Origin of the sequence: Olsenella sp. AGMB03486, assembly GCF_040884255.1 — a bacterium.
GTDB classification, from domain to species: domain Bacteria; phylum Actinomycetota; class Coriobacteriia; order Coriobacteriales; family Atopobiaceae; genus Olsenella_L; species Olsenella_L kribbiana.
The window spans coordinates 139,016-161,494 of the sequence record NZ_JBEVTM010000001.1; the positions used below are offsets into that span (position 1 = coordinate 139,016).

A 22,479-nucleotide genomic window follows, 5' to 3' on the forward strand; every position below is an offset into this window, starting at 1 on the left:
AGACCATGGCAGCATCGCTCGTGACGCCGACAGGCAAGAGCAGCTACGCTGGAGGCGAGGCAGCCATCAAGACAGTCGATGTCACCGTCGACTACGGCGAGAAGCGTGCCCTCAAGGGCACGAGCCTCGAGTTCGGCCTCGGCTCCGTCACAGCCCTCATCGGCCCTTCAGGCTGCGGCAAGTCCACCTTCCTGCGCTGCCTCAATCTCATGAACCGCGAGATCCCGAACTGCATGATCGGCGGCGAGATCTACTACCACGGCACGGAGATCAACCAGCACAAGATCGATACGTTCTCCCTGCGCACCCATGTCGGCATGGTGTTCCAGCAGCCGAACCCGTTCCACAAGTCCATCTACGAGAACATCGCCTTCGCACCCAGGAAGCACGGCATCACGAAGAAGGCAGACCTCGATGCGCTTGTGGAGAAGAGTCTCAGGCAGGCTGCCATCTGGGATGAGGTCAAGGACAAGATCTATGGCTCTGCCTATGCGCTCTCCGGTGGCCAGCAGCAGCGTCTCTGCGTAGCACGCACCCTTGCCATGAACCCTGATGTCATCCTTATGGACGAGCCTTGCTCGGCCCTCGACCCGATCGCCACCTTCGCGATCGAGGAGACGATCCGCGACCTCGCGCAGCAGGGCATGTGCATCATCATCGTCACCCACAACATGGAGCAGGCCATGCGTGTCTCCGACCGCACCGCCTTCTTCCTTCTGGGCGACATGATCGAGACCGGCGAGACGGCAGAGCTCTTCTCCCATCCGAAGGACCAGCGTCTCGACGACTATCTGACGGGAAGGTTTGGATAATGGCGACACCAATGTCGGTCGAGCATCTCGACCTGTTCTATGGGGACTTCCAAGCCCTCCACGACATTTCCGTGAACATGCCTGCCGGCAAGATCACGGCTTTCATCGGGCCTTCCGGCTGCGGCAAGTCGACGCTCCTGCGCTGCCTCGACCGCATGAATGACCGTGTCCAGGGCTGCAAGGTCACAGGCACCGTCAAGCTCGGCGAGACCGATGTCTACAAGGACATCGATGTCTATGAGCTGAGGCGCCGGGTCGGCATGGTCTTCCAGAAGCCGAATCCGTTCCCCATCTCCATCTACGATAACGTGGCCTATGGCCTCCGCCGTCATGGCCGTCCTTCGAAGTCCGAGCTTGACGGAATCGTCGAGTCCACGCTCAAGGGCGTCGGCCTCTGGGATGAGGTCAAGGACAAGCTCGACCATTCCGGACTCTCGCTCTCCGGCGGCCAGGCACAGCGTCTCTGCATCGCACGTGCGCTTGCCGTGAACCCGGATGTCCTCCTCATGGACGAGCCGACAAGCGCTCTTGACCCGATCTCTACCGGCCTTGTCGAGGAGCTCGCGCAGCAGATTGCCAAGGAGCATACTGTCATCATCGTCACCCATAACATGCAGCAGGCTTCCCGCATCTCCGATGTGACTGCCTTCTTCTATCTGGGCAAGCTCATCGAGTGCGGATCGACGCCGCAGATCTTCACCGCACCGAAGGAAAAGCAGACGGAGGACTACCTCACAGGAAGGTTTGGCTAATATGTCGAGAACCGCATATCTCAAGCAGCTCAATACCCTGTCCGAGCACATGACCGAGCTTGGCAACCAGGTTGTCCAGTCCATTCGCGATACGGCACGCGCCGTGGGCGACGCGGACTCCGGCGCCTCCAAGGATGTCCAGGACCGCCACAATGACTCCGAGAGGCTCCGCCGCAGCATCGAGGATTCCTGCATGAACCTCATGCTCCTGCAACAGCCGCTTGCATCCGACCTGCGTCTCGTCACGGGCTGCTTCCGCTCCATCACAGACCTTGCCCGCATCGACGAGATGGCCTACGAGACCGCCCTTCTCATCGAAGAGTACGATATCGCACATTCCGAGCTTGCTCCCGAGCTGGCGCAGCTCGCCGAGAAGGTTGCCCGCATGGTCGAGAAGGCACTCAAGGCCTTCGAGGGCTCAGACGTTAAGATGGCCGAGGAGGTCTTCCCGCTTGACAACGGCGTCGACGAACTCTTTGAAAAGATCCGCAGCGATGTAGTAGAGTTGCTGAAGACTGGTGCCGAGCCGGCAGCTGTCGCTCCGGAAGTCCTTACCATCGCCAAATACTACGAGCGCATGGGCGACCACTCCCAGAGCATTGCTGACTGGGCAATCTTCAGGGCTACGGGAAGCTACCGCGGCCGCACGATGGGGGACAAGGACTAGCTGTGGTCTACTACGTCGAAGACGACAAGAATATCCGCGATCTCACGATCTATGCGCTGACGCAGGCGGGCATCGATGCCAGAGGCTTCGACTCCGATGTCGAGTTCAGGCGCGGATGCGCTGAACGCGTGCCTGATGCCATCCTCCTCGATATAATGCTTCCCGATACCGACGGCATCCAGATTCTCAAGAGGATCCGCCAGACGCCTGAGCTCAAGGATGTTCCCGTGATGATGCTCACGGCGAAGGATACCGAGCTCGATACGGTCCGTGCCCTCGATATGGGTGCAGACGACTATCTCACGAAGCCCTTCGGCATGATGGAGATGGTGAGCCGTGTCCGCGTCATGCTCCGCCATGTCGGCAAGCACTCGCAGTCGCAGCACGCCGAGGTCCTGAAGTGCGGGCCGCTCACGCTCTGGCCCAGCAGGCGCGAAGTGACCTTGAACGGCGAGGAGCTCCAGCTCACGATGAGGGAATTCGACCTGCTTGAGTTCCTGATGCGCTCGCCGGGCGAGGTCTTCACGCGCGAGACCCTGCTCCAGCGTGTCTGGGGCTGGGACTTCGATGGCGGGTCACGCACGGTCGATGTCCATGTCCAGACGCTGCGCTCCAAGCTAGGAGATGCAGCCGACCTGATCGAGACGGTCAGAGGCGTGGGGTACCGTCTGAGGGGATAGCATGGCTGAGAAGCATGAGGCCCGGTCTCTTTCCAGCATCATCTTCATAGCGCTCACAATGTTCGCCGTGGGCGTGGCTGTCGTGGCCACGCTTGCGGCGGCTTTTGTCTTCCATGCGACGCTCGTCGACGATGCAAAGCATGAGCTGACAGACCAGTGCGCAACAATAGCGGCATCGCTCAATTCCGACGATACGACCGATACGGATCAGGATATCGTGCGCATGCTGACACCGCAGAAGATGAGGGCGACGCTCGTCGCTCCTGACGGCACGGTCATCTACGACACAAAGTTCGAGGCTTCGAGCCTGCCGAACCACGCAGACCGACAGGAGATCCAGGAGGCTCTGTCTTCTGGCACCGGGGAGACCGAGCGCCCCTCCGATACCGCAGGCAATGTCTCGCTCTACTATGCGCAGCGGCTTGGCTCGGGCGACGTCCTGAGGCTCTCTGAGGACCGGGAGTCCGTGACAGCGATCTTCACGCACGATATCGGCCTTCTTGTCTCTATTGTCGCGCTCGTCGTGCTCGGTGCCTGGGCGGCAAGCCGCATGCTCTCGAAGCGCCTCGTGAAGCCCATACTTGATATCGATACGACAGCTGCCAAGGCAGAGGCTCCCTACCGTGAGCTTGAGCCTCTGGTAGACCGCTTGAACGACCAGCAGGCAGAGCTCATGGCCCAGATGGACAAGCTGAGAGATGCTGACGCCTATAGGCTCGAGTTCACGGCGAACGTGACGCACGAGCTCAAGACACCGATTGCCTCGATCCAGGGCGCTGCTGAGCTGATACGTGACGGCATTGCCCGTCCCGAGGACATCCCTGAGTTCGCAGGACGCATCTACAGCTCGGCCAGGCGCCTCTCGTCGCTTGTGAGCGACATCCTGACGCTCTCCAAGATGGATGAGTCGGAGCGTGCGGGCGACTCGCAGCTCCTGGGTCCCAAGACAGAATGCGACCTCTGCCAGATTGCAGGAGACGTCACGGACCGCCTCCAGGACAAGGCAAAGCGTGCCGGTGTGCGCCTTACGCTCGAAGGGCAGAAGTGCATGGTCGTCGGCAATGCGGGGCTGCTCGATGAGATGGTATCGAATCTCTGCGACAACGCTATCCGCTACAACCGCGTGAATGGCAAGGTATACGTCTGGGTGTATCAGATAGCGGGTCGTCCGACCGTATCGGTATCCGATACCGGCATCGGCATCCCCGAAGAGGCGCAGCCGAAGGTGTTCGAGCGCTTCTACCGTGTCGACAAGAGCCGCTCTCGTTCCAACGGAGGAACAGGCCTCGGCCTTGCTATCGTGAAGCATGCTGCCGCTTTCCATAACGCGAAGATCGATCTCAAGAGCAAGCTCGGCGAGGGGACGACCATCACGGTCACGTTCCCGAGTGCCGATGAAGCTATGCAGAATAATGGATAGATTGTCCTAACTTTTACTTGACACCTGCATTCGCTCTGTTGCAGGAATGTGTCCAGAAGGACAACAACGCAAGCTTGCGGGGCTCATCCACCTCATGCGTGCTAGGATGCTTGCAACAAATCGAAGCCGCCTGATACGTGACGGTGCATACATGAGATTCAAGGAAAGATGAGGTGTTGGGGATGTCCCAGAGCATACGTGCCTGCGTCGTAGGTGCTACTGGTTATGCAGGCATCGAAGCTGTGAGGCTTCTTCTCCGCCATCCTTCCTTCGAGCTGGCGATGGCAACAGACAGAAAGCTTGTCGGCACGAAGCTCGCCGAGGTCTATCCCGGCCTCGCCGGCATCACGGACCTGGCCTTCTCGGCACCTGTCGCAGAAGATATCGCTGCAGCAGCAGATGTCGCCTTTCTTGCGGTGCCGCATACGGCGTCTCTGGCACTCACGCCTGCGCTTATTGCAGCTGGCGTCTCCGTCATCGATCTTTCTGCCGACTACCGCCTGAAGGATGCCTCAGTCTATGAGGAGTGGTACGGCGTCAAGCACACCTCTCCTGAGCTTCTGGACGAGGCGGTCTATGGGCTGCCCGAGCTAGCGCGCAAAGACCTTGCAAAGCTCGCCGAGAAGCGTGAAAGCGGCAAGGCCGTGCTGGTGGCTGCTCCTGGCTGCTATCCGACGGCGACGGCGCTTGCTTCGGTGCCGGCGCTCGAAGCAGGCTTCGTTTCTGGCGACCTTGTGATTTCCGATGCCATCTCCGGTGTCACCGGTGCCGGCAGGACGCCCAATGCACGCACTCATTTCTGCCACGCCGATGAGTCTGTCGAGGCCTACGGCGTTGCCCATCACAGGCACACCCCTGAGATGGAGCAGACGCTCTCGGCTGCTGCCAGACGTCCCATCTCTGTCGTCTTCACGCCGCACCTGGCTCCGCTCAAGCGCGGCCTTCTGGCTACCGTCTATCTGCCCATGGCAGAAGATGCCACGGCAGATGAGTTCTATGGTGCCTATGCAGCACGCTATGAGAAGGAGCCCCTTGTCGAGGTGCTGCCCCAGGGCCAGATGCCGCAGACTGCCTCTGTGGCTGGCTCCGCACGTGCCCAGGTGGGCCTTGGATTCGATACGCGACGACGACGCATGGCCATCGTCTCCTGCGCGATCGACAATCTGGGCAAGGGCGCTGCGGCACAGGCAATCCAGTGCGCAAACGCCGTCTTCGGCCTCCCGGAAACAGAAGGGCTCGATCTCATACAGCCCCTGGCATGATCGGTCGCGGGCAGAGGAGACATAACTTGCACGTCTCCGTCCATCCGGCAGCAGAAGCTGCCTCTGCTCGAAAGGCCTGAAAACAAATGAATGCATATGAACCTATTGCGGTCCCTGTCTCTGCTACCGGGGCCATGCCGGAAGGCTTCTCAACCTCAGAAGGCGGTGTCTGTGCCGCTCAAGGCGTGATGGCCTCTGGCGTCCACGCTGGCTTCCGGAAGAATCCCGAAAGGCTCGATCTGGCTGTCGTTGTCGCCGACAAGATGGCTACCTGCGCCGCCACGTTCACGCAGAACCAGTTCTGCGCAGCTCCGGTCCAGCTCGACCGCAAGCGTGCTGCCACAGGCAAGATCCGTGCGGTGATGCTCAACTCCGGCATCGCGAATGCCGCGACAGGAGAGCTGGGACTCGCGCATGCAGAAGAATCCGCCCATATGCTCGCCGAGGCGCTCGGCTGCGAAGACAGCGAGGTCGAGGTCGCATCGACCGGCGTCATCGGCCCGCAGCTCGAGATGGGGCCCTTCGAGTCGGGCATCCCGGAAGCCGTGTCAAAGCTCGCAGCAACCGCTGAAGGCGCGCATGATGCGGCGTGTGCCGTGATGACAACAGATACGCACCCGAAGGAGGCAGCACTTCAGGGAACCTTGCCTTCGGGCACGAAGATCCACCTCGGCGGCTTCGTGAAGGGCTCCGGCATGATCCAGCCGAACATGGCTACGATGCTCTCCGTCGTGGCGACCGATGCAAATGTCTCGCAGAAGGCAGCACATGCAGCGCTTCTTGCTGCGGTCCAGGGCTCCTACAACAAGGTCACGGTCGACTCCGATACCTCGACGAACGACTCCTGCTTCCTTATGGCAACAGGGGCGGCTGGTGGCCGTGAGATCCAGGAAGGATCGGCGGACTTTGCCGTCTTTTCGGCAGCATTGAAGGAGCTCTGCCAGGAGCTGGCACGCCAGATCGCCGCAGACGGCGAAGGCTCGACAAAGCTCATCACGGTCGATTGCGTCGGTGCCAGGACAGACGCAGAGGCAGAGACGGTGGCGCGTGCCATCGCGAACTCGCCGCTCGTGAAGTGCGCCGTCTTCGGCAACGACGCGAACTGGGGCAGGGTTGCAGCCGCAGCCGGCAAGTGCGGCGTTCCCTTCGACCAGACGAAGGTCGATATCGACTTTCTGGGTGTTGCGGTCTGCCGCAAGGGACAGCCGGTTCCGGTCGATGAGGATGACATGCTCGTTCGCTTCAAGGCAGACGAGGTGCCGATAGCCATAGACCTCGGGCAGGGGAGTGCACACTGCCGCATCTGGACCTGCGACCTCACGCATGACTACGTTTCGATCAATGGCGACTACCGGAGCTAGCGCTCAGGAAAGGATATTTCAATGAAGGCAGAAGAGCGCAAGCGCAGAAGCGAAGCCGCACAGAAAGCAGAGGTCCTGACCGAGGCCCTGCCCTGGATCAACAAGATGAACGGCCGCACGGTCGTCGTGAAGTACGGCGGCGCTGCGATGGAGAATGCAGACCTCATGCGCCAGGTCGTGGGCGACCTCATGCTCATGAAGCTCATGGGATTGAGAATCGTGCTCGTGCATGGTGGCGGCAAGGCCATCAATGCCCTCTTGAAGCAGCTCGATATCCCTGTGAAGTTCGAGCGTGGACTCCGTGTCACCGACGATCAGACAATGGAAGCCGTGCAGATGGTCCTCATCGGCAAGGTCAACCAGACGCTTGTCCGTGGCCTCAACGCCTACGGCAATGTCGGTGTCGGCATCTCGGGTGCGGATGGCATGACGTTCGAGGTGGAGCAGACCGATCCCGCGCTGGGACGAGTCGGCACGATCACCCACGTGAATACCGATCTCATCGAGTCGGTGCTCGATGATGGCTATATCCCCGTCATTGCAAGCGTCGGCTGCGGAGAGGATGGCTTCTACAACATCAACGCCGATGTCGCAGCCTCAGAGGTTGCAAGCGCCCTCGGTGCCGACAAGCTCGTCTATCTCACGGATGTGGATGGCCTCTTCCGCGATGTGGAGGATGAGGAATCGCTGATCTCGCAGCTCACGAAGAGCGAGGCAGAAGAGCTGCTGGGAAGCGGCACGCTCTCAGCAGGCATGATTCCGAAGATTTCCTCGGTCGTAGAAGCGCTCAAAGGCGGCGTCAAGGAAGTCCATCTGCTCAATGGCACCTTCCCGCATGCATTGCTTCTGGAAGTGTTCACGGATGCCGGCATCGGCACGATGATTGTACAGGATGAGGAGTAGCAATATGGCTGATTTCATAGCAGAAGACGCCGAGTACGTTATGCATACCTATGGCCGGCTCCCGATCGAGCCGGTGCTTGGCCATGGATCCACTCTCGTGGACTCGACGGGCAAGGAATATCTCGACTTCTTGGCAGGCGTCGGCGCGGTCTCTCTGGGACACTGCAACCCGGTCGTGCGTGATGCCCTCGCCGAGCAGGTCGGCAAGGTCTGGCAGACAAGCAACTACTTCTATGCGGAGAACAGGGCGGAGCTTGCGCATGATCTCTCGGACCTGCTCTCGAAGACGACGGACACAGAGGGTCACATCACGGGCTCTACCGGCACGAAGTGGCAGACCTTCTTCGGCAACTCCGGTGCCGAGGCAAACGAAGGTGCTATCAAGGTCGCACGCCGCTGGGGCGAAGAGGAGCTCGGCGGCGCTACGGGCATCCTGACAGCGCAGCGGAGCTTCCACGGACGTACGCTCGCAACGCTTGCAGCGACCGGCCAGGCAGTCTTCCACAAGTCGTTCCTGCCGATGCCAGCAGGATTTGCGGCCTTCCCGCTGAACGATGCGGATGCCCTCGAGGCTGCCATCGTGAATCCTCCGGCAGGCACCGGTCCCCTCTGTGCTGTCATGCTCGAGTGCATCCAGGGCGAGGGCGGCGTCTGGCCGGCTGAGGCAGCATTCCTGAAGCGTGCTCGCGAGCTCTGCTCTGAGCACCACCTCATGCTCATCATCGACGAGGTGCAGACCGGCTTCTTCCGTACCGGCGCTCCCTTCGCCTACCAGCTTGCCGGCATCGAGCCTGACATCGTCTCCCTTGCGAAGGGCATCGCGGACGGCTTCCCGATGGGTGCTGTGTGCGCTCGCGAAGAGGTCGCTTCGCTCATGCATCCGGGCGACCATGGTTCGACCTTCGGCGGCAACTGCCTTGCGGCGACGGCAGGACGTGCCTGCGTCGAGGAGATGGTCAAGGAGGACATCGGCGAGCACGTGATCGAGGCAGGAAACCATCTGGCAGAAGGCCTCGCGAAGCTTCCACATGTGACCGAGGTCAGAGGGCATGGCCTCATGCGTGGAGCCCAGCTCGATGTACCGTCTGCGACTGAGGCTGTAGACAAGGGCCTTGAGGCAGGCCTCATCCTGAACCACATCGGCGACTCGATCCTGCGCTTCCTGCCTCCTCTTGTCATCACCAACGCTGAGATCGACACGATGCTCGAGCGCCTGGGGAAGATCCTCGAAGAAGCCTAGGATTCCTCGCAGGCCCTTACCATCGTCCGGAAGAGCGCGTCCGTCACATCCTGGGGCGCCTCTTTCGGAAGCGTATGGCCATGGCCTGGGACAATCACAAGCTCTGCGCCTGGGATGGCAGAGGCGATAGCCTCGGTCTCATCGGGCTTTATAACGTCATTCTCTCCCGCCATGATCGTGGTCGGACAGGAGATTGACATGAGGCTCTTTGCCTCGATATGGGGCTCCTCGTCCATGAGGCGAAGGAGGTCTGCGGTCGTGCGTGCGTCTGCTGCGGCAGGCGTAAGGAGCGCAGGGTCTATGGCACCTGCCGGATCGAGCGACTCTGTCCAGCTTGCCCACTCGTCGAGCTCGCGTGCTGCACCCTCAACATCCCAGCCGTCGCTGTAGATTCCCTCGGGCGAAAGGTTTGCGCCGGGTGCCGTGCAGGAGAGAACCCGCTCAGGACAGTCGCGTGTCAGAAGAAGGGCCAGGATGCCGCCATCCGAGAAGCCGAGGATGTGGAACTTGCTTATGCCCCATGCGTCCATCACGGCAAGGGCATCTGCTTCCATGAGCTCATGGGTGAGATGCTCTGATCCCCGTGTGCTCTTGCCCTGGCCACGCGAATCGACACCGATGGCAGGATTTCCGCCTGCCACGACCGCATCGATCGTCGGTCCGAATATGCCATGCTCCTCGCCGTTTCCATGGAGGAAGAGGACGGGTGCATCCTCTGGATTCTCTTTCCAGGGCGCATCTGCCCCATAGGCAAAGGCAGCGATCTTCGCGCCATCAGGACGCTCGATAAGCTCAGCTCTGAGAGGTGCCACATGGGGGCGCTCATAGGGCGAGGGAAAATGGAGCTGTGGCGGGACAGGCATATGCATGGGGAAAGGTCCTTTCCAAAGGAAAGCGCCCGCCCGAAGGCGGACGCTTGAAGTGGTCTATTTCTGCCCTGGCTTCTTCTCGAAGAAGTCGTAGCGCGGAGGCAGCGCCACGAGCTCGTGTGCCTCAGGCGTCTCTCCCTGCGCTTCGGCGAGCTCGGTGACGCCGTCGAAGGCGTGGTCCCAGCTGAAGAAGAGCTCGGGCTTGAAGTTCAGATGCTCGCAGATCTTCGCGCAGCCGAAAGGCGTTGCCGGATGCATGAGGAGCGTCACGGTACGAAGCGCTCGGAACGCATTGGCAAGTGCCTGGACGTAGGCGTCGTGGTCGTCCTTGGCGGCCTTCGACTCGTCGCCCCAGCGCTTGTTGGCAGCGCGGCAGTACTCTTCTGCAACAGAGAGTGCCGTATGGGCATCGAAGACGGCGCAGGCACGCTCGAAGGCAAGCGTCGCCTCGTTTGCAGCATCGACAACTTCCTGCTCAGGTGCGACTTCTGGCAGGTGCCCGTCGCAGTTGTTTGCGGCACCGTAAAAGCAGCTCCTCACAAGGCGGTTGAAGATGTTCGTCAGGAAGGCGCTCTCCTTGAGGGCAGGGTCGACGACGCGCGGATCGTCCTTCACGAGAATCTCTTCGCCGGTCTTCTTGTCCTTGTGGCTCACGGAGGTGTCATAGGGCTTCGGAGAGAAGCTCACAGCCTTCTGGTCGAGAGCAAGGCTCAGCCAGTGGGTGCGGAGCTGCTCGGGCGTGTAGTGGTCCAGAAGCTCCTCTGCCATGGGCGGTTTGATCTTGCCGGAGCTCGAGGCCTTCTTGTTCATGAAGAGGATGTGGTAGTTCGCGACTGGCGTGTCCTGGAAGAGGCCCCAGTCGAGCGCTTCCCACATCGCAGGCTGTGCGACGCAGTAGAAGTAGATGTTGTCCTGGCCGATGAACTGGAAGACCTTTGCATCGTCTGCACACCACCAGTCATGCCAGTCCGTGGAGGAGTAGCGGCCTTCAGGGGCATTCGCAAGCACGGTCTGCACGAAGGAGATAGGTGCCCAGAGGCTCTCGGGCCAGACCCAGACCGTGAGGTCCTTCGTGTCTTCGAGATCGGGTGCCGGGACGCCCCAGGAGATGTTGCCGGTGAGGCGGAAGGGGAGAAGCGTCTTGCCGGTGCGGAAGCGCACACCAGCCTCTTCGAGGATCTCGCGGGCATGGTCGCGGTCTTCCCAGTTCTCGAAGCTGACAGAGAAGGACTGCTGGTTGCCCTCTGCCGGCGTCACGGTATGGGCCGGAAGCTTCGGCTCTGCAGCCTTGAAGGCGTCCTCGAAGCGCTGCTGGATATAGATGACCGGGTCGACGAGGCTCTCGCGGACCGTCTTCGTGACAATCGGGCGCACCTGCGGATCCTTGTCCCACTCGTCCGTGAGCTTCTCGAGGTCCTTGCGGAAGGCAGGGAGATCGAAGTACCAGTTGTCGACAGGACGGAGCTCCGGCTTCGTGCCGGTAAGCTGGCTCACCGGGTCGATGAGCTCTTCGGGGTCGAACTGGTGGCCAAGATCGCACTCGTCAGCGTAGGCCTTCTCGGACTTGCAGCCCTTGACGGGGCAGCGGCCGATGACCTGGCGGCCATTCAGGAACTGGCCTGCCTTCACGTCGTAGAACTGCCTTGTGGACATCTTCCTCAGATAGCCACGCTCATAGAGGCGCTCCAAGATCTCCTTCGAGAGCTTTGCATGGATCGGACGTGCCGGTTCGAGGCCAGAGCCTGCGAAGATATCGAGCGAGATGCCATAGGCATCCAGAGCTTCCTTCTGGAGGTTGTGGTTCGCCTGGACATAGTCGACGATCGTGCCCTCGTAGCCTTCCTCTTCCACCTTCTTGCGGTAGCCCTCCATGATGGGGGAGCCATAGCAGTCGGTGCCCGAGACGAAGATCACGTTTTCCTGGCCGATGCGGTCGCGCAGGAAGCGGGCGAAGAAGTCGGCAGGCACGAACACACCGCCGATATGCCCGAAGTGGAGATTCTTGTTGCCATACGGCATGCCGCCGGTGATGACCGCACGCTTGGGGAACTGCGGGCGCTCTGTGGATGCTTTAGCTGCTTCTGAAGCCATGACCTATCCTTCATTCTTGGCTATACGGCACGCTCTATTGTATGCCACGGCAGGCGGTATGGGCAGAATGGAATATGTGTTTGCTGAAGGAGGGAGAGCGTCTGTGGAAGTCAGAGGAGAGGTCGATGTGCTCGGCGATGCCGTGCTGCAGAGAAGGATGCTTGTGCAGTCTGTGCTCGTGCTGGCCCTGGGCCTGGCTCCCTCGCTCATTGCGGCAGCAATCGGCGGATGGACCATCTTCCGTAACGGCTGGGCCGTGCTCTGGACTGTCCTTGTCACGATGGCATGCTTTGCTGTCCACGAGCTCGTGCATGCCCTCTTCTTCCTCATCATGTCCCATGGCAAGTGCCATATCAGCTTCGGGGCCGAGGCAGGCTTCCTCTACACGAGGACTGATGACTGCATGCTGCCGAAGGGACGCTTCATCTGCGTGCTCTTGGCGCCGACCATTCTCGTGACGGCAGGCATCGTGGCTGCGGGCTTCGTCCTGTCCTTTTCCGCAGAGTCGCTGATTGTGGCAGAGGTGCATCTCTCCGGCTGCGTAGGGGACTGGGATATGGCAAAGGCCATTGCAACGACGTCCCATGTCACCCATGTGAAGGACTCCGAAACCGGCTGCATCCTTCTGGGGTAGCACTCAGAGTTCAAGGACGAAGGATGCGCCATGTGCCGTCTGCCCAAGGAGATATTGGCTACCGTCTTTTGCGTCCTGGCATCGAGCGGGGCTGTAGGCTCGTCTGCGAAGATCACGGGAGCTTCATGGGGGCACAGGGCGTCCGGAACAGATTCCGGATCTGCTTTGCCGCCATTCTCGGGCAGGGTGCTGATTGCGTCGATTCTCGCATGGCTGCCAATCCCGAAGACCATGCATATGCGGACAGCACTGACGCAGCTGATGATGCCCTTGCTCATATGGAGCATGCTGACCAGGACGTTGCTGCGTGCCTCCATGAGATGAAAGACATTCTGCGTTTAAGGAGGTCTTGCCTCAGTGGTGGGGTCTTTCAGTTCCAAGAGCTCGACCCATACTGTATGACGGCGCCGTTTGTGTTATGGATTTCACCGCATGGGCGGATATCTGCCTTCCGTTCGGCGGTTCATGATAAAGCGCCCTGAAACGCAGGAGCGTTGATAGAAGGCAAACATGCAAGGCGGAACCCCAAAGGATTCCGCCTTGCATGTTCTATGCCTTATGCAGGCATTCCTGCTGGTTCACTAGCTCCGGTATCGTGCCATCATCTCGGAGAAGAGCTCCTGCACCGAAGGCGGCGTGTACGTGATCGCGTTGGCTCCTGCCTCTATTGTGGCCAGGATGGTATCCGGCTTGTTGCCGCCGGTTGCAATGATAGGAACTGTCGGATGCTTGGCACGGATGGCCCGCACGATATTGGCTGTCTCCTTGCCTCCTGCAACATTCAGGATGGCAGCGCCTGCAGCGAGGCGGGCATCGATATCGGTCTGGGGTGTCGCGACTGTCACGACGGTCGGGATATCGACAGCGCGGGAGACGCCGAGCAGGTTCACATTCGAGATCGGCGCATTGAGGACGACGCCCATGGCACCCTGGGACTCCACGTCCTTCGCAAGCGATATTGTTCTCATGCCACGTGTCGTGCCGCCGCCGACGCCGCAGAATACCGGCACGCTCGCAGCGCTGATGATGGCAGCGGAGATGGACTGCTGGGGCGTGAAGGGATAGACCGCAAACACGGCATCCGCATCGCAGTTCTTTATGATGGCAAGGTCGGTCGTGAAGACGAGGCTCTTGATCCTTCTGCCGTAGATGACGATGCCGGAGGCACGTCTTATCTCCTGTGGCATCTTCAGGATGTTGTGGCGGAGCCTCGACTCAATCGAGGGGACGGTACGCTCTTCCTTGGGGATCTGAGGGTTGCCCGAAAGCGGGGGAGCGCTTTCCACGACGGGGGGATTGCCGGGATTGATGGGCGTTGCTTCGGGCATGGGGCACCTCGCTCTGTCTTTGGGATTTTTGCTGCCTTCATGCTACCCACCTGCGCGGGTTTTACGCTTTTCGCAGAACAAATTTCTGTGGCTGCAACAGATGGCTTTGAATGCTACGGTTGTAGCAGCAATAGACCATAAGAGAGGAATCTATGGGCACACCGCTCTTTCTTCATGCCTGCTGCGGGCCCTGCTCGCTCGAGCCGGTGAAATATCTGCGCGAGGAAGGCTTCGAGCCGACCATCTGCTGGACAAATCCGAACATCCAGCCCATTGAAGAGCATGACAAGCGCCTGAAGACCCTGCTTGCCTGGGCAGATGAAGTGGCCCACGTGCCGGTGATCGTTGCAGAGGACCGCCGCGATCTCTGGGAGGCGAAGGTGGCGCCAGCCGGGCTTGCGCGCGAGGCGCGCTGCCGTGCCTGCTACCGCGTGCGTCTCGAGGAGTCCTGCAGGGTGGCGAAGGAAGAGGGCTTCCACTATATCTCGACGACGCTTGTCGTCTCGCCCTACCAGCTCTTCGATGCCTGCCATGAGGTGCTTTCGAAGCTTGCACCGAAGTATGGCCTGGAAGAGGTCTGGCGCGACTTCAGGCCCCATTATCCGGAATCGGTCACCGATTCCCGTGCGCTCGGGATGTATCGGCAGAACTACTGCGGCTGCCGCTTCTCTGCGGCAGAAGCTGCCATCGAACGGCATGAAGCACGCGACATGCGCAAGGCCGAGCACAAGGCGAATCGGGCAGCAGCTCGATGTGTGCCTTGTGCACAGTGAGCCTGAAAGCTCAAAGCGCGCTATCATCAACAAGGCATAACGTAAAGAACAAAAAGGATTATCTCTATGCGCACTGACGATTTCGACTATCCGCTGCCTGATGAGCTCATCGCGCAGGAGCCGGCAGACCCGAGGGATTCCTGCCGCCTCTTCGTGCTGCACCGCGAGAACGGTGGCCACGAGTACCGCACATTCACCGATATCGGCGAGTACCTCGAGCCGGGAGACCTGCTCGTCGCAAACAAGACCCGTGTCATGCCGGCACGTCTCGTCGGCAGGAAGCGCCAGACAGGCGGCGTCTCCGAGACATTGCTCCTGAAGCGCCGCGAGGACAAGGATCCTCTGGGACATGTCTGGGAGTGCCTCGTGAACCCGGGCAAGCGCCTGAAGCCGGGCAATGTCGTCGAGTATCGTCCTGGTGGCGCCCATGCACCGGAGACGGCTCCGGTCGTCCTTACGGGCGAGATCGTCGACTACGTGGACGATTCGCGCGGTGGCAGGCTCGTGCGCTTTACGCCGGCAGAGGGGCTTACGCTCGACGAGGCCATGCACAAGGCAGGACATGTGCCCCTGCCTCCCTACATCACGCAGTATGAGGGCGACCCCGAGAAGTACCAGACCGTCTATGCCATGCATGAGGAGCACTCCGCAGCAGCCCCGACAGCAGGACTTCACTTCACGCCGGAGCTCATCGAGCGCCTCGAGAAGCAGGGCATCGGCTGGAAGACTGTGGAGCTCGAGGTCGGCATCGACACCTTCCGCCTCGTCGAGGAGGACGATCCTACGAAGCATGTCATGCATACCGAGCGCTATCACGTCCCGCAGGATGTCGTGGATGCCGTGCATGCAACGAAGGCAGCAGGGCACCGCGTGATTGCCGTCGGCACGACGAGCGTCCGGTCGCTCGAGAGCGCCTGGGAGGCAGAAGCACCGGTCTCCAATCCTCCGGTAACGGCACGCCGCTTCGAGGATGCACAGGATTCTGCCAAGGTCACAGGCAAGGGCGATATCGTGGAGCGCAAGAACGCCACGACGAACCTCTATCTCATGCCGGGCTCGACCTATCACGTGGTCGATGCCCTGATCACGAACTTCCATGTGCCGCGCTCGACTCTCATGATGCTTGTCTCCGCCTTCGCGACGAGGGACCAGATCATGGATGCCTACCAGGATGCAATCGACCACCGCTTCAGGATGCTCTCCTTCGGTGATGCCATGTTCATCGACTAGGCTATCTGCAACATATCAAGCTACGAAGAAGGCCGGATCTGCTCAGTGCAGGTCCGGCCTTTGTGCTGCCTTGTGGCTGCTTGTCCTAGTGCGTCAGGAACCAGATGATGAGGAGGATGACGGCAGCGATTACGATGAGGAGGGAGATGAAGGTGATGCGCTGCTTTCTCGTGGAGCTCCTGAGCTGCTTTTCGGAGCGGGCAAGCGAGCTCACTTCCTGCTTCTGGATATCGACGAGGTGCTGCTTCTCTGCCACGGATTCGGCGAGCTTCTTCGTGACCTCGGGGTGGGCATGGATGTCCTCTGCCTCATCGAGGAGCTTCTGGGCGGCCTCGATATTTGCCTGAGCCGTGTCGCGGTCCTTCGAGGCATCGCGGATCCCCATCTCGCGCTGCACGACATCGTTGTCGAGCGTTGCCTCCTCGGTCTGGAAGCTCTGGTAGCGCTCGTCGTACTCGGCCTTCTGACGCTTGGCTTCGGTGCTTGCTTCCTCTGCTGCCTTCTGCGCGGAATCGAGTGCCTGCTGCTGGTTCCAGAGATGGCGCTGGGCGGCATCGACATTCTTCTGTGCCTCGTCGGTAACCAGAGGGATGTCTGCCTTCGTGCTCTCGAGGTGTGCCTTCTCGGCAGAGATCTCCTGCTCCATGCGGGCGATGGCGCCAGCATCGGTATCAGGCCTGCCTTTGAGCTCCTCGAAGTCAGCGTTGAGCTTGCGAAGACGTGCCTGGGCATTGTCGTAGGCCTTGTTCGCGGCAGAGATCCTCTGCTCGCGGCGTGCCTGCGCATCGTTTGCCTCGGTCTGTGCAGCCTTGGCGGCCTTCTTCGCCTCGGAGAGGAGCTTTGCCGTATCGTCAGCGCGGCCACGGGTGGATTCCATGACGTTCTGGAAAGGCTTGAGCGCTTCTGCATGCTCCGAGCGCATGACTTCGAGCTCGCCGGCCAGCTTGTCATGCTCTTCCTTCAGGGCCTCGATGCGGCGCTCTGCTGCGGCCTTCGCCTTCTCGGCATTCGTCCTGGCCTTCGTCTGCTCGGAGACGATCTGGGCGTAGCTTCTCGTCACATCGATCCTGTGGTCGAGCACCTTCTTGTCCTCGGCGAGTGCGGACTCTGCCTTCTTGAGCTCGGAGCGGGCATTCGAGTGCTCCTTCGAGGCAGCGTGCACCTGCCTCACGGCAGCAAAGCCGCCTGTGAAGCCAGAGGAGCCCTTCGGCTTCTTCTGTGTCTTCTGGTCCTTCTGCTGCTTCTTGTCCTTGCGCCTCTCATGGCGGGGCTTCTTTGTATCGCTGCGCTCTTCTGCGTTGTCCTGCATGGTTTCCAAGCTCCTTGGTGCTTCAGCATGTACATGTACCATTTTGGCGCATTTCCGCCCGCCGCTGCCCAGAAATAGGAAAGCGGGTGTCATTTCATGCCATCGCGGACAGCTGCAGAGCTTCGAGATGGAGGGAATATGCTGGAACATTCTGGATTCTGCGTAGTGAAAAGAAAGTGTGTCACAAGTGCACAAGTTTTGTTACAGTAATGGCAAATGCGCATTGCGGGGCAGCCCGCGCGCTCCATTGTCGTGTCAAAGGAGAAAAAGATGGTTTCCAAGCAGACGACCATTGTCAACGCTACTGGTCTTCACGCACGTCCCGCTTCCCAGTTTGTTGCTGCCGCAAAGAAGTTCCCCTGCAATGTGACGATCAAGGACCTCACGAAGGGCTCCGCTCCTGTCAACGCAAAGTCCATCATGATGATTCTTGCTGCTGGCCTCGCTGCTGGCACCAAGGTCGAGGTTGCCTGCGACGGCGACCAGGAGCAGGAAGCTCTCGACACCCTCGTCGCTCTGATTGACGACGGCTTTGGCGAGAAGTAGTCAGCCCTCTGCACTCAAGCAAGGATTGGCCGGAACAGCCCGGTGCCCTCAGGGCATCGGGCTGTGCCTTTTTGACCTCGATGGAACGATTCTTGCGCATCATCAGGGAATCTCTCCTCGGGTTGTAGCGGCAATCAAGATGCTCCAGGACCACGGTGTCGCGACAGCTGTCTGCAGCGGGCGCCCCCGCGGCCTCATCGAAGGGCCGGCCACCGATGCTGAGTGCATGGATTATTACGTGACAGCAAATGGAGCCTGCATCGCCGACGGGAATCTTGCACCGCTTGTGCGCAGGCCTATCGAGCGTGATGACGCGCTCAGGATCTACCAGGCGTTCAGGCCGCTCCATGCCGCCTGGCATGTCCATCTCGGTATGGATACCTACGCCGAGGCAGGTGCCATCTCCTATATGGCAGGACAGACGGAGCGCAGGAGCGGGTCAGCCCTCGATATTCTGAAGGGCTTCGTCTCGCATCCGATATTCCGTCTCAAAGGATGGCACAGCTGCCTGTCAGCCCTTCCGAAGCTCAAGAGTGCAGAGGATGGGATAGAGAAGTTCGACTGCTCCTTCCCGGTACCCGAGAACATGAAGGTGGCAGAGCGCATCCTCGAGCGTGAAGGCATCTGGGAAGTCGCCGAGATGGAGAAGACCCAGATCGAGATCACGAAGAAGGGTGTCACAAAGGGCACGGGCGCCGACGCGCTTGCTGCCTATCTGGGCATCCCAAAAGGGGCAGTCGTCGCTTTCGGCGACGGCGGAAACGATATCCCGCTCATCGGGCATGTCGGCCATTTCGTCGCGATGGGCAACGCGTCGGACGATGTGAAGGCGCTTGCAGACGAAGTCTGTCCAAGCATCGATGAGGACGGCGTCGCCGTCTGGATAGAGGCTGCGCTCGAAGAGGCGCACGCAGCTGCAAAGGAGGCATAACGTGGCCAGCAATCCGAATTTCACGTTCACGGTCCAGGCAGAAGATCCTCTGACCCATGCACGTGCCGGCCTCATCCATACCGAGCACGGCGACATCCCGACGCCCATCTTCATGCCGGTCGGCACGAAGGCAACCGTGAAGGGCATCCTTCCCTCCACGCTCGAGGAGCTTGGCGCCAAGATCATCCTCGCGAACACCTACCATCTCGCAAACAGGCCGGGAGCAGACCTTGTGGACGAGATGGGCGGTCTTCACGAGTTCATGCAGTGGCACCGTCCAATCCTTACCGATTCGGGCGGCTTCCAGGTCTTCTCCCACGGCGAGTTCACGAAGCTCTCCGATGAGGGCGTGACGTTCCGTGCGGTCGACTACGACGGCTCCTATATCCACTGGACGCCTGAGGATAACATGCACATCGCAGAGCAGCTCGGTGCTGATATCGTGATGCAGCTCGACCAGTGCCCGCCCTATCCGGCAGAGCGTCCCTTCGTCGAGCGTGCGGTCGAGCTCTCGAGCGCCTGGGCAGAGCGCTGCTTTGCGGCTCATACCCGCGAGGACCAGGCCCTCTTCGGTATCGTCCAGGGCGGCATGCACATGGACCTGCGCCTTCGGTCCTTGCACCATCTTGAGGAATGCGCCGATTTTCCCGGCTACGGCATCGGCGGCTACTCGGTGGGCGAGGACTTCGAGACGATGTGCGAGACGCTCGATCCCTTGGTCTGCGAGTACATGCCGAAGGACAAGCCCCGCTACCTCATGGGCGTCGGCAATCCGACGACGCTTGTGCATGAGGTGGGCTGTGGTGTCGATATGTTCGACTGCGTGCTTCCGACCCGCACGGCTCGCATGGGCACCGCCTTCAGCCATGAGGGAAGGATGAACCTCAAGAACGCGAAGTATACGCACGACCACGGACCGCTCGATGACAAGTGCACGTGTCCTGTCTGCACAGGCGGCTTCACGCGTGCCTACATCCATCACCTTGTGAAGCAGCAGGAGATGGTCGGCGCCATCCTCCTCTCCATGCACAACATCTACTTCCTCCTGGAGCTCATGCGCCAGGCACGCGCTGCGATCTTTGCGGGCACCTACAAGCAGTTCGAGGACGAGTGGATGGCATCGGAAGCAGTGCGCGACTTCTGATTGCCCAGCTTTTCCGCATTTTGTCAATCTTGGCCATGTCCCTATAATGGTTCTGTTGCAGATACGAGGGACCATAGGTTCCAGAAAGTTGCAGGGACATGGCTAAGAACAAGAAGGGGCAAGCACCCCAAGAATCGGGTGTCGCGCGCTGGAATGCCTCAGAAGGCGCATCGGCTACGGCACCGAAGCGCAAGAAATCACGCTCGAAGCGACGCCTGAGCGCAAATGCCCGCCGCTGGGTATCGACGCTCGTCGTTCTCGCAGCGGTCTGCGTTGCCTGCGTGATTGCCTTCACGCCGCTTGGCACCTCCATCAATCAGGGTCTCGATATCAAGGGCGGCGTCTCCGTCATCCTGACGGCCTCGAAGTCTGATGGCTCTCAGCCGAGCTCTGATGATATGGCTACCGCTACATCGATTGTCCAGAACCGCGTGAACTCGCTCGGCGCTTCCGAGGCGACCGTGCAGCAGCAGGGCGCAAATTCCATCCTCGTCCAGATTCCGGGTGCGACGGATGCAGAGACCGCCGTCCAGACCATCGGCCAGACCGGACATATCGAGTTCGTCCGCCTCGACGATATCGGCGACGCCGATGCGCTCCTGAAGATCAGGAATGGCCAGGAGGATGTCGAGCTTGCTGATGGCTCCTACATCGCCTTCATGGATGGCTCCTATATCACGAAGACCTCTGTCGCCCAGTCCTCGACGGGCGAGTATGTCGTGAATGTCTCGTTCAACAGCGAAGGTGCCCGGATCTTCGGCGATGTCACGACCGAGCTTGCCCCGACGAAGGGCCAGATCGCTATCGTGCTCGACGGCGTCGTGAAGTCTGCGCCAGCAGTGCAATCCGCCATCACGGATGGCAATGTCTCCATCTCGGGCTCATTCACGCTCGATGAGGCAAAGAGCCTGAAGACGGTCCTGGACTCCGGCTCGCTTCCTGTGACGCTCACATACTCCGAGTCCCGCGTCGTCGGACCGACGCTTGGCCAGGACTCCCTCCAGCAGGGCATCCTCGCCATTGCGACCGGTGTCGCGATCGTCGTCGTGTATCTCTTCTTCTTCTACCGTGGCATGGGCATCCTGACTCTGGGTTCGCTTGCCTGCTTCGCTGTCCTTTATCTCGGCCTTCTTGCCATCCTCTCGAAGAATGGCCTCTTCAGCCTGACGCTTCCGGGACTTGCCGGCATGGTCTTGACGACAGGATCTGCTGCCGACTCGTCGATTCTCGTGCTCGAGCGCTTCCGCGAGGAGATCAGGATGGGGAAGAGCGTCAAGAACGCCTCGATCTCCGGCACGAAGCACGGCATCAAGACCTCGCTTGACGCCGATATCGTGACGCTCGTCTCCGCTATCGCCCTCTTCGCCTTCGCCTCTGGCACGGTCAAGGGCTTCGGCCTCACGCTTGCGCTCGGCGTTGCCTGCGACATCGTGACGATGTTCTGCTTCAAGGCACCGGCACTTCGCCTTCTGGCCCAGCGCCAGATCGAGAAGCACCCAAAGTTCTGGGGCATCGAGGAAGATCTGGAAGAGGCAGAACGCGCCCGCAGCGAGCGGGGCGTGAAGGGAGGTGTGGCCCATGCGTAGCCACTTCAAGGGCGAGATCCAGTTCATGAAGCACCGCCGTGCCTTCTTCGTCATCTCCGGTGTCCTCATCGCTCTTTCCATTGTCGGCATCCTCGCCCGCGGCCTTGTCTTCGGCATCGAGTTCATCGGCGGCACCGAGATCGACTTCCGCGATACGGGAGAGATCACGATCGAGCAGATGCGCGATGCGCTTGCCGATGCAGGCGAGGGTGAAGCGACGGTCCAGACCTCTGTCACGGATGGCGCGACGGGCTTCCTCGTGCGTTCTGGCACGACGGATCCCCAGACGGCCACCGACCATGCCAACCAGGTCGCAGACAGGCTCGGCCTCGAGGATTCCTCCTATCAGGTCACGACGATCGGCCCTGACTGGGGAGCAGATGTCACCCGCTCTTCGCTTCTTGCCTTCTTCGTCGCAATTGCCGCCATCATCGTCTATGTCTCGATTCGCTACGAGTTCAAGATGTCGATCTCTGCTGTCATCGCCCTCGTGCACGACCTGCTCATCACTATCGGTGTCTATGCCTGGACGCAGATGCCGATCACGCCGAATGTCGTGGCAGCGCTCCTGACGATCATGGGCTATTCGCTCTACGACACGGTCGTCGAGTTCAACCGCATCGACGAGAACGCAAAGCAGCTTTCTGACGGCAAGCACCATACCTACGACGAGATCGCGAACTACTCGATCAATGAGGTCATCGTCCGCACCATCAACACGACGATCACGTCGGTCGTGCCGGTCATCTGCATGCTTGCTATTGGCGGTTCGACCCTGCGCGACTTTGCCTTTGCCATGTTCGTTGGCGAGCTCCTCGGCACCTACTCGAGCTTCGCGGTCGCTTCCCAGATCCTCTGCGTCTGGAAGGGCAAGGAGCCCAAGTGGGCAAAGATTGCCGCCAAGTACCGTGATACGGCAACGCCCGCACAGGAGGCCTGAT

General features: G+C 60.4%; 21 protein-coding genes. 17 read left to right on the forward strand and 4 right to left on the reverse strand.

From position 1 onward, the window contains the following. Positions 1-5: 5 nt before the first annotated feature. The 9 genes from pstB (ABVS03_RS00600) to ABVS03_RS00640 all read left to right on the forward strand — a co-directional run bounded on the left by pstB (ABVS03_RS00600) (position 6) and on the right by ABVS03_RS00640 (position 9,097). Positions 6-812 carry a phosphate ABC transporter ATP-binding protein PstB gene (gene pstB / locus ABVS03_RS00600; RefSeq protein WP_368017655.1) on the forward strand — a complete coding sequence of 269 codons (807 nt, stop codon included), beginning with the start codon at positions 6-8 and terminating at the stop codon, positions 810-812. Continuing rightward, a complete protein-coding gene (gene pstB, locus ABVS03_RS00605) occupies positions 812-1,564 on the forward strand; it encodes a phosphate ABC transporter ATP-binding protein PstB (RefSeq protein ID WP_368017586.1) in 753 nt (250 codons plus the stop codon). The genes pstB (ABVS03_RS00600) and pstB (ABVS03_RS00605) overlap by 1 nt, the downstream gene beginning before the upstream one ends. A gap of 1 nt (position 1,565) precedes the next feature. Further along, the gene (gene phoU / locus ABVS03_RS00610) at positions 1,566-2,231 is read left to right on the forward strand and encodes a phosphate signaling complex protein PhoU (RefSeq protein WP_330970970.1); all 666 of its coding nucleotides are present in this window, start codon (positions 1,566-1,568) and stop codon (positions 2,229-2,231) included. Between the two features lie 2 nt (positions 2,232-2,233). Continuing rightward, positions 2,234-2,911 (forward strand): response regulator transcription factor, encoded by a 678-nt coding sequence (locus tag ABVS03_RS00615; protein WP_330970971.1) that lies wholly within the window; start codon positions 2,234-2,236, stop codon positions 2,909-2,911. Between the two features lies 1 nt (position 2,912). After that, positions 2,913-4,331, forward strand: coding sequence for a sensor histidine kinase (locus ABVS03_RS00620; RefSeq protein WP_368017587.1), 1,419 nt, complete (start codon positions 2,913-2,915; stop codon positions 4,329-4,331). 182 nt (positions 4,332-4,513) lie between these two features. Next, on the forward strand, positions 4,514-5,593 hold the full coding sequence (gene argC / locus ABVS03_RS00625; protein ID WP_368017588.1) for an N-acetyl-gamma-glutamyl-phosphate reductase: 1,080 nt from the start codon (positions 4,514-4,516) through the stop codon (positions 5,591-5,593). Positions 5,594-5,679: 86 nt separating this feature from the next. Next, on the forward strand, positions 5,680-6,954 hold the full coding sequence (gene argJ, locus ABVS03_RS00630; RefSeq protein WP_368017589.1) for a bifunctional glutamate N-acetyltransferase/amino-acid acetyltransferase ArgJ: 1,275 nt from the start codon (positions 5,680-5,682) through the stop codon (positions 6,952-6,954). A gap of 21 nt (positions 6,955-6,975) precedes the next feature. Beyond that, positions 6,976-7,857: an acetylglutamate kinase gene (argB, locus tag ABVS03_RS00635; RefSeq protein WP_368017590.1), complete on the forward strand. Its 882-nt coding sequence runs from the start codon at positions 6,976-6,978 to the stop codon at positions 7,855-7,857. A gap of 4 nt (positions 7,858-7,861) precedes the next feature. Further along, positions 7,862-9,097 carry an acetylornithine/succinylornithine family transaminase gene (locus tag ABVS03_RS00640; protein ID WP_368017591.1) on the forward strand — a complete coding sequence of 412 codons (1,236 nt, stop codon included), beginning with the start codon at positions 7,862-7,864 and terminating at the stop codon, positions 9,095-9,097. Here ABVS03_RS00640 and ABVS03_RS00645 read toward each other — a convergent pair. Continuing rightward, positions 9,094-9,966, reverse strand: coding sequence for an alpha/beta fold hydrolase (locus tag ABVS03_RS00645; protein WP_368017592.1), 873 nt, complete (start codon positions 9,964-9,966; stop codon positions 9,094-9,096). The genes ABVS03_RS00640 and ABVS03_RS00645 overlap by 4 nt on opposite strands. A gap of 57 nt (positions 9,967-10,023) precedes the next feature. Continuing rightward, positions 10,024-12,057, reverse strand: a complete 2,034-nt coding sequence (locus ABVS03_RS00650; protein ID WP_368017593.1) for a methionine--tRNA ligase — start codon at positions 12,055-12,057, stop codon at positions 10,024-10,026. Between the two features lie 103 nt (positions 12,058-12,160). Here ABVS03_RS00650 and ABVS03_RS00655 point away from each other — a divergent pair, with 103 nt between their 5' ends. After that, positions 12,161-12,691, forward strand: coding sequence for a DUF3267 domain-containing protein (locus ABVS03_RS00655; protein ID WP_368017594.1), 531 nt, complete (start codon positions 12,161-12,163; stop codon positions 12,689-12,691). A gap of 581 nt (positions 12,692-13,272) precedes the next feature. Here ABVS03_RS00655 and ABVS03_RS00660 read toward each other — a convergent pair. Beyond that, positions 13,273-14,019 carry a hypothetical protein gene (locus ABVS03_RS00660; RefSeq protein ID WP_330970981.1) on the reverse strand — a complete coding sequence of 249 codons (747 nt, stop codon included), beginning with the start codon at positions 14,017-14,019 and terminating at the stop codon, positions 13,273-13,275. A gap of 152 nt (positions 14,020-14,171) precedes the next feature. Between ABVS03_RS00660 and ABVS03_RS00665 the strand changes: the two genes are divergently transcribed. Together ABVS03_RS00665 and queA are read left to right on the forward strand one after the other, a co-directional pair. Further along, positions 14,172-14,792 carry an epoxyqueuosine reductase QueH gene (locus ABVS03_RS00665; protein WP_368017595.1) on the forward strand — a complete coding sequence of 207 codons (621 nt, stop codon included), beginning with the start codon at positions 14,172-14,174 and terminating at the stop codon, positions 14,790-14,792. 66 nt (positions 14,793-14,858) lie between these two features. Further along, positions 14,859-16,022, forward strand: coding sequence for a tRNA preQ1(34) S-adenosylmethionine ribosyltransferase-isomerase QueA (gene queA / locus ABVS03_RS00670; RefSeq protein WP_368017596.1), 1,164 nt, complete (start codon positions 14,859-14,861; stop codon positions 16,020-16,022). Between the two features lie 85 nt (positions 16,023-16,107). On the opposite strand, the gene ABVS03_RS00675 is transcribed toward queA, so the two are convergent. Then, positions 16,108-17,331: a hypothetical protein gene (locus ABVS03_RS00675; protein ID WP_368017597.1), complete on the reverse strand. Its 1,224-nt coding sequence runs from the start codon at positions 17,329-17,331 to the stop codon at positions 16,108-16,110. Between the two features lie 270 nt (positions 17,332-17,601). On the opposite strand from ABVS03_RS00675, the gene ABVS03_RS00680 reads away from it, so the two are divergent. The 5 genes from ABVS03_RS00680 (at position 17,602) to secF (ending at position 22,478) form a co-directional block, all read left to right on the forward strand. After that, positions 17,602-17,877 carry an HPr family phosphocarrier protein gene (locus ABVS03_RS00680; protein WP_330971154.1) on the forward strand — a complete coding sequence of 92 codons (276 nt, stop codon included), beginning with the start codon at positions 17,602-17,604 and terminating at the stop codon, positions 17,875-17,877. Between the two features lie 25 nt (positions 17,878-17,902). Continuing rightward, positions 17,903-18,808, forward strand: coding sequence for a Cof-type HAD-IIB family hydrolase (locus ABVS03_RS00685; RefSeq protein ID WP_368017598.1), 906 nt, complete (start codon positions 17,903-17,905; stop codon positions 18,806-18,808). A gap of 1 nt (position 18,809) precedes the next feature. Beyond that, complete coding sequence (tgt, locus tag ABVS03_RS00690; protein WP_330971152.1) at positions 18,810-19,952, forward strand: tRNA guanosine(34) transglycosylase Tgt; 1,143 nt, start codon at positions 18,810-18,812, stop codon at positions 19,950-19,952. 98 nt (positions 19,953-20,050) lie between these two features. After that, a complete protein-coding gene (gene secD, locus ABVS03_RS00695) occupies positions 20,051-21,538 on the forward strand; it encodes a protein translocase subunit SecD (RefSeq protein WP_368017599.1) in 1,488 nt (495 codons plus the stop codon). Further along, on the forward strand, positions 21,531-22,478 hold the full coding sequence (secF, locus tag ABVS03_RS00700; protein ID WP_368017600.1) for a protein translocase subunit SecF: 948 nt from the start codon (positions 21,531-21,533) through the stop codon (positions 22,476-22,478). Before secD ends, secF begins: the two co-directional genes overlap by 8 nt. The last annotated feature ends 1 nt before the right edge of the window (position 22,479 follow it).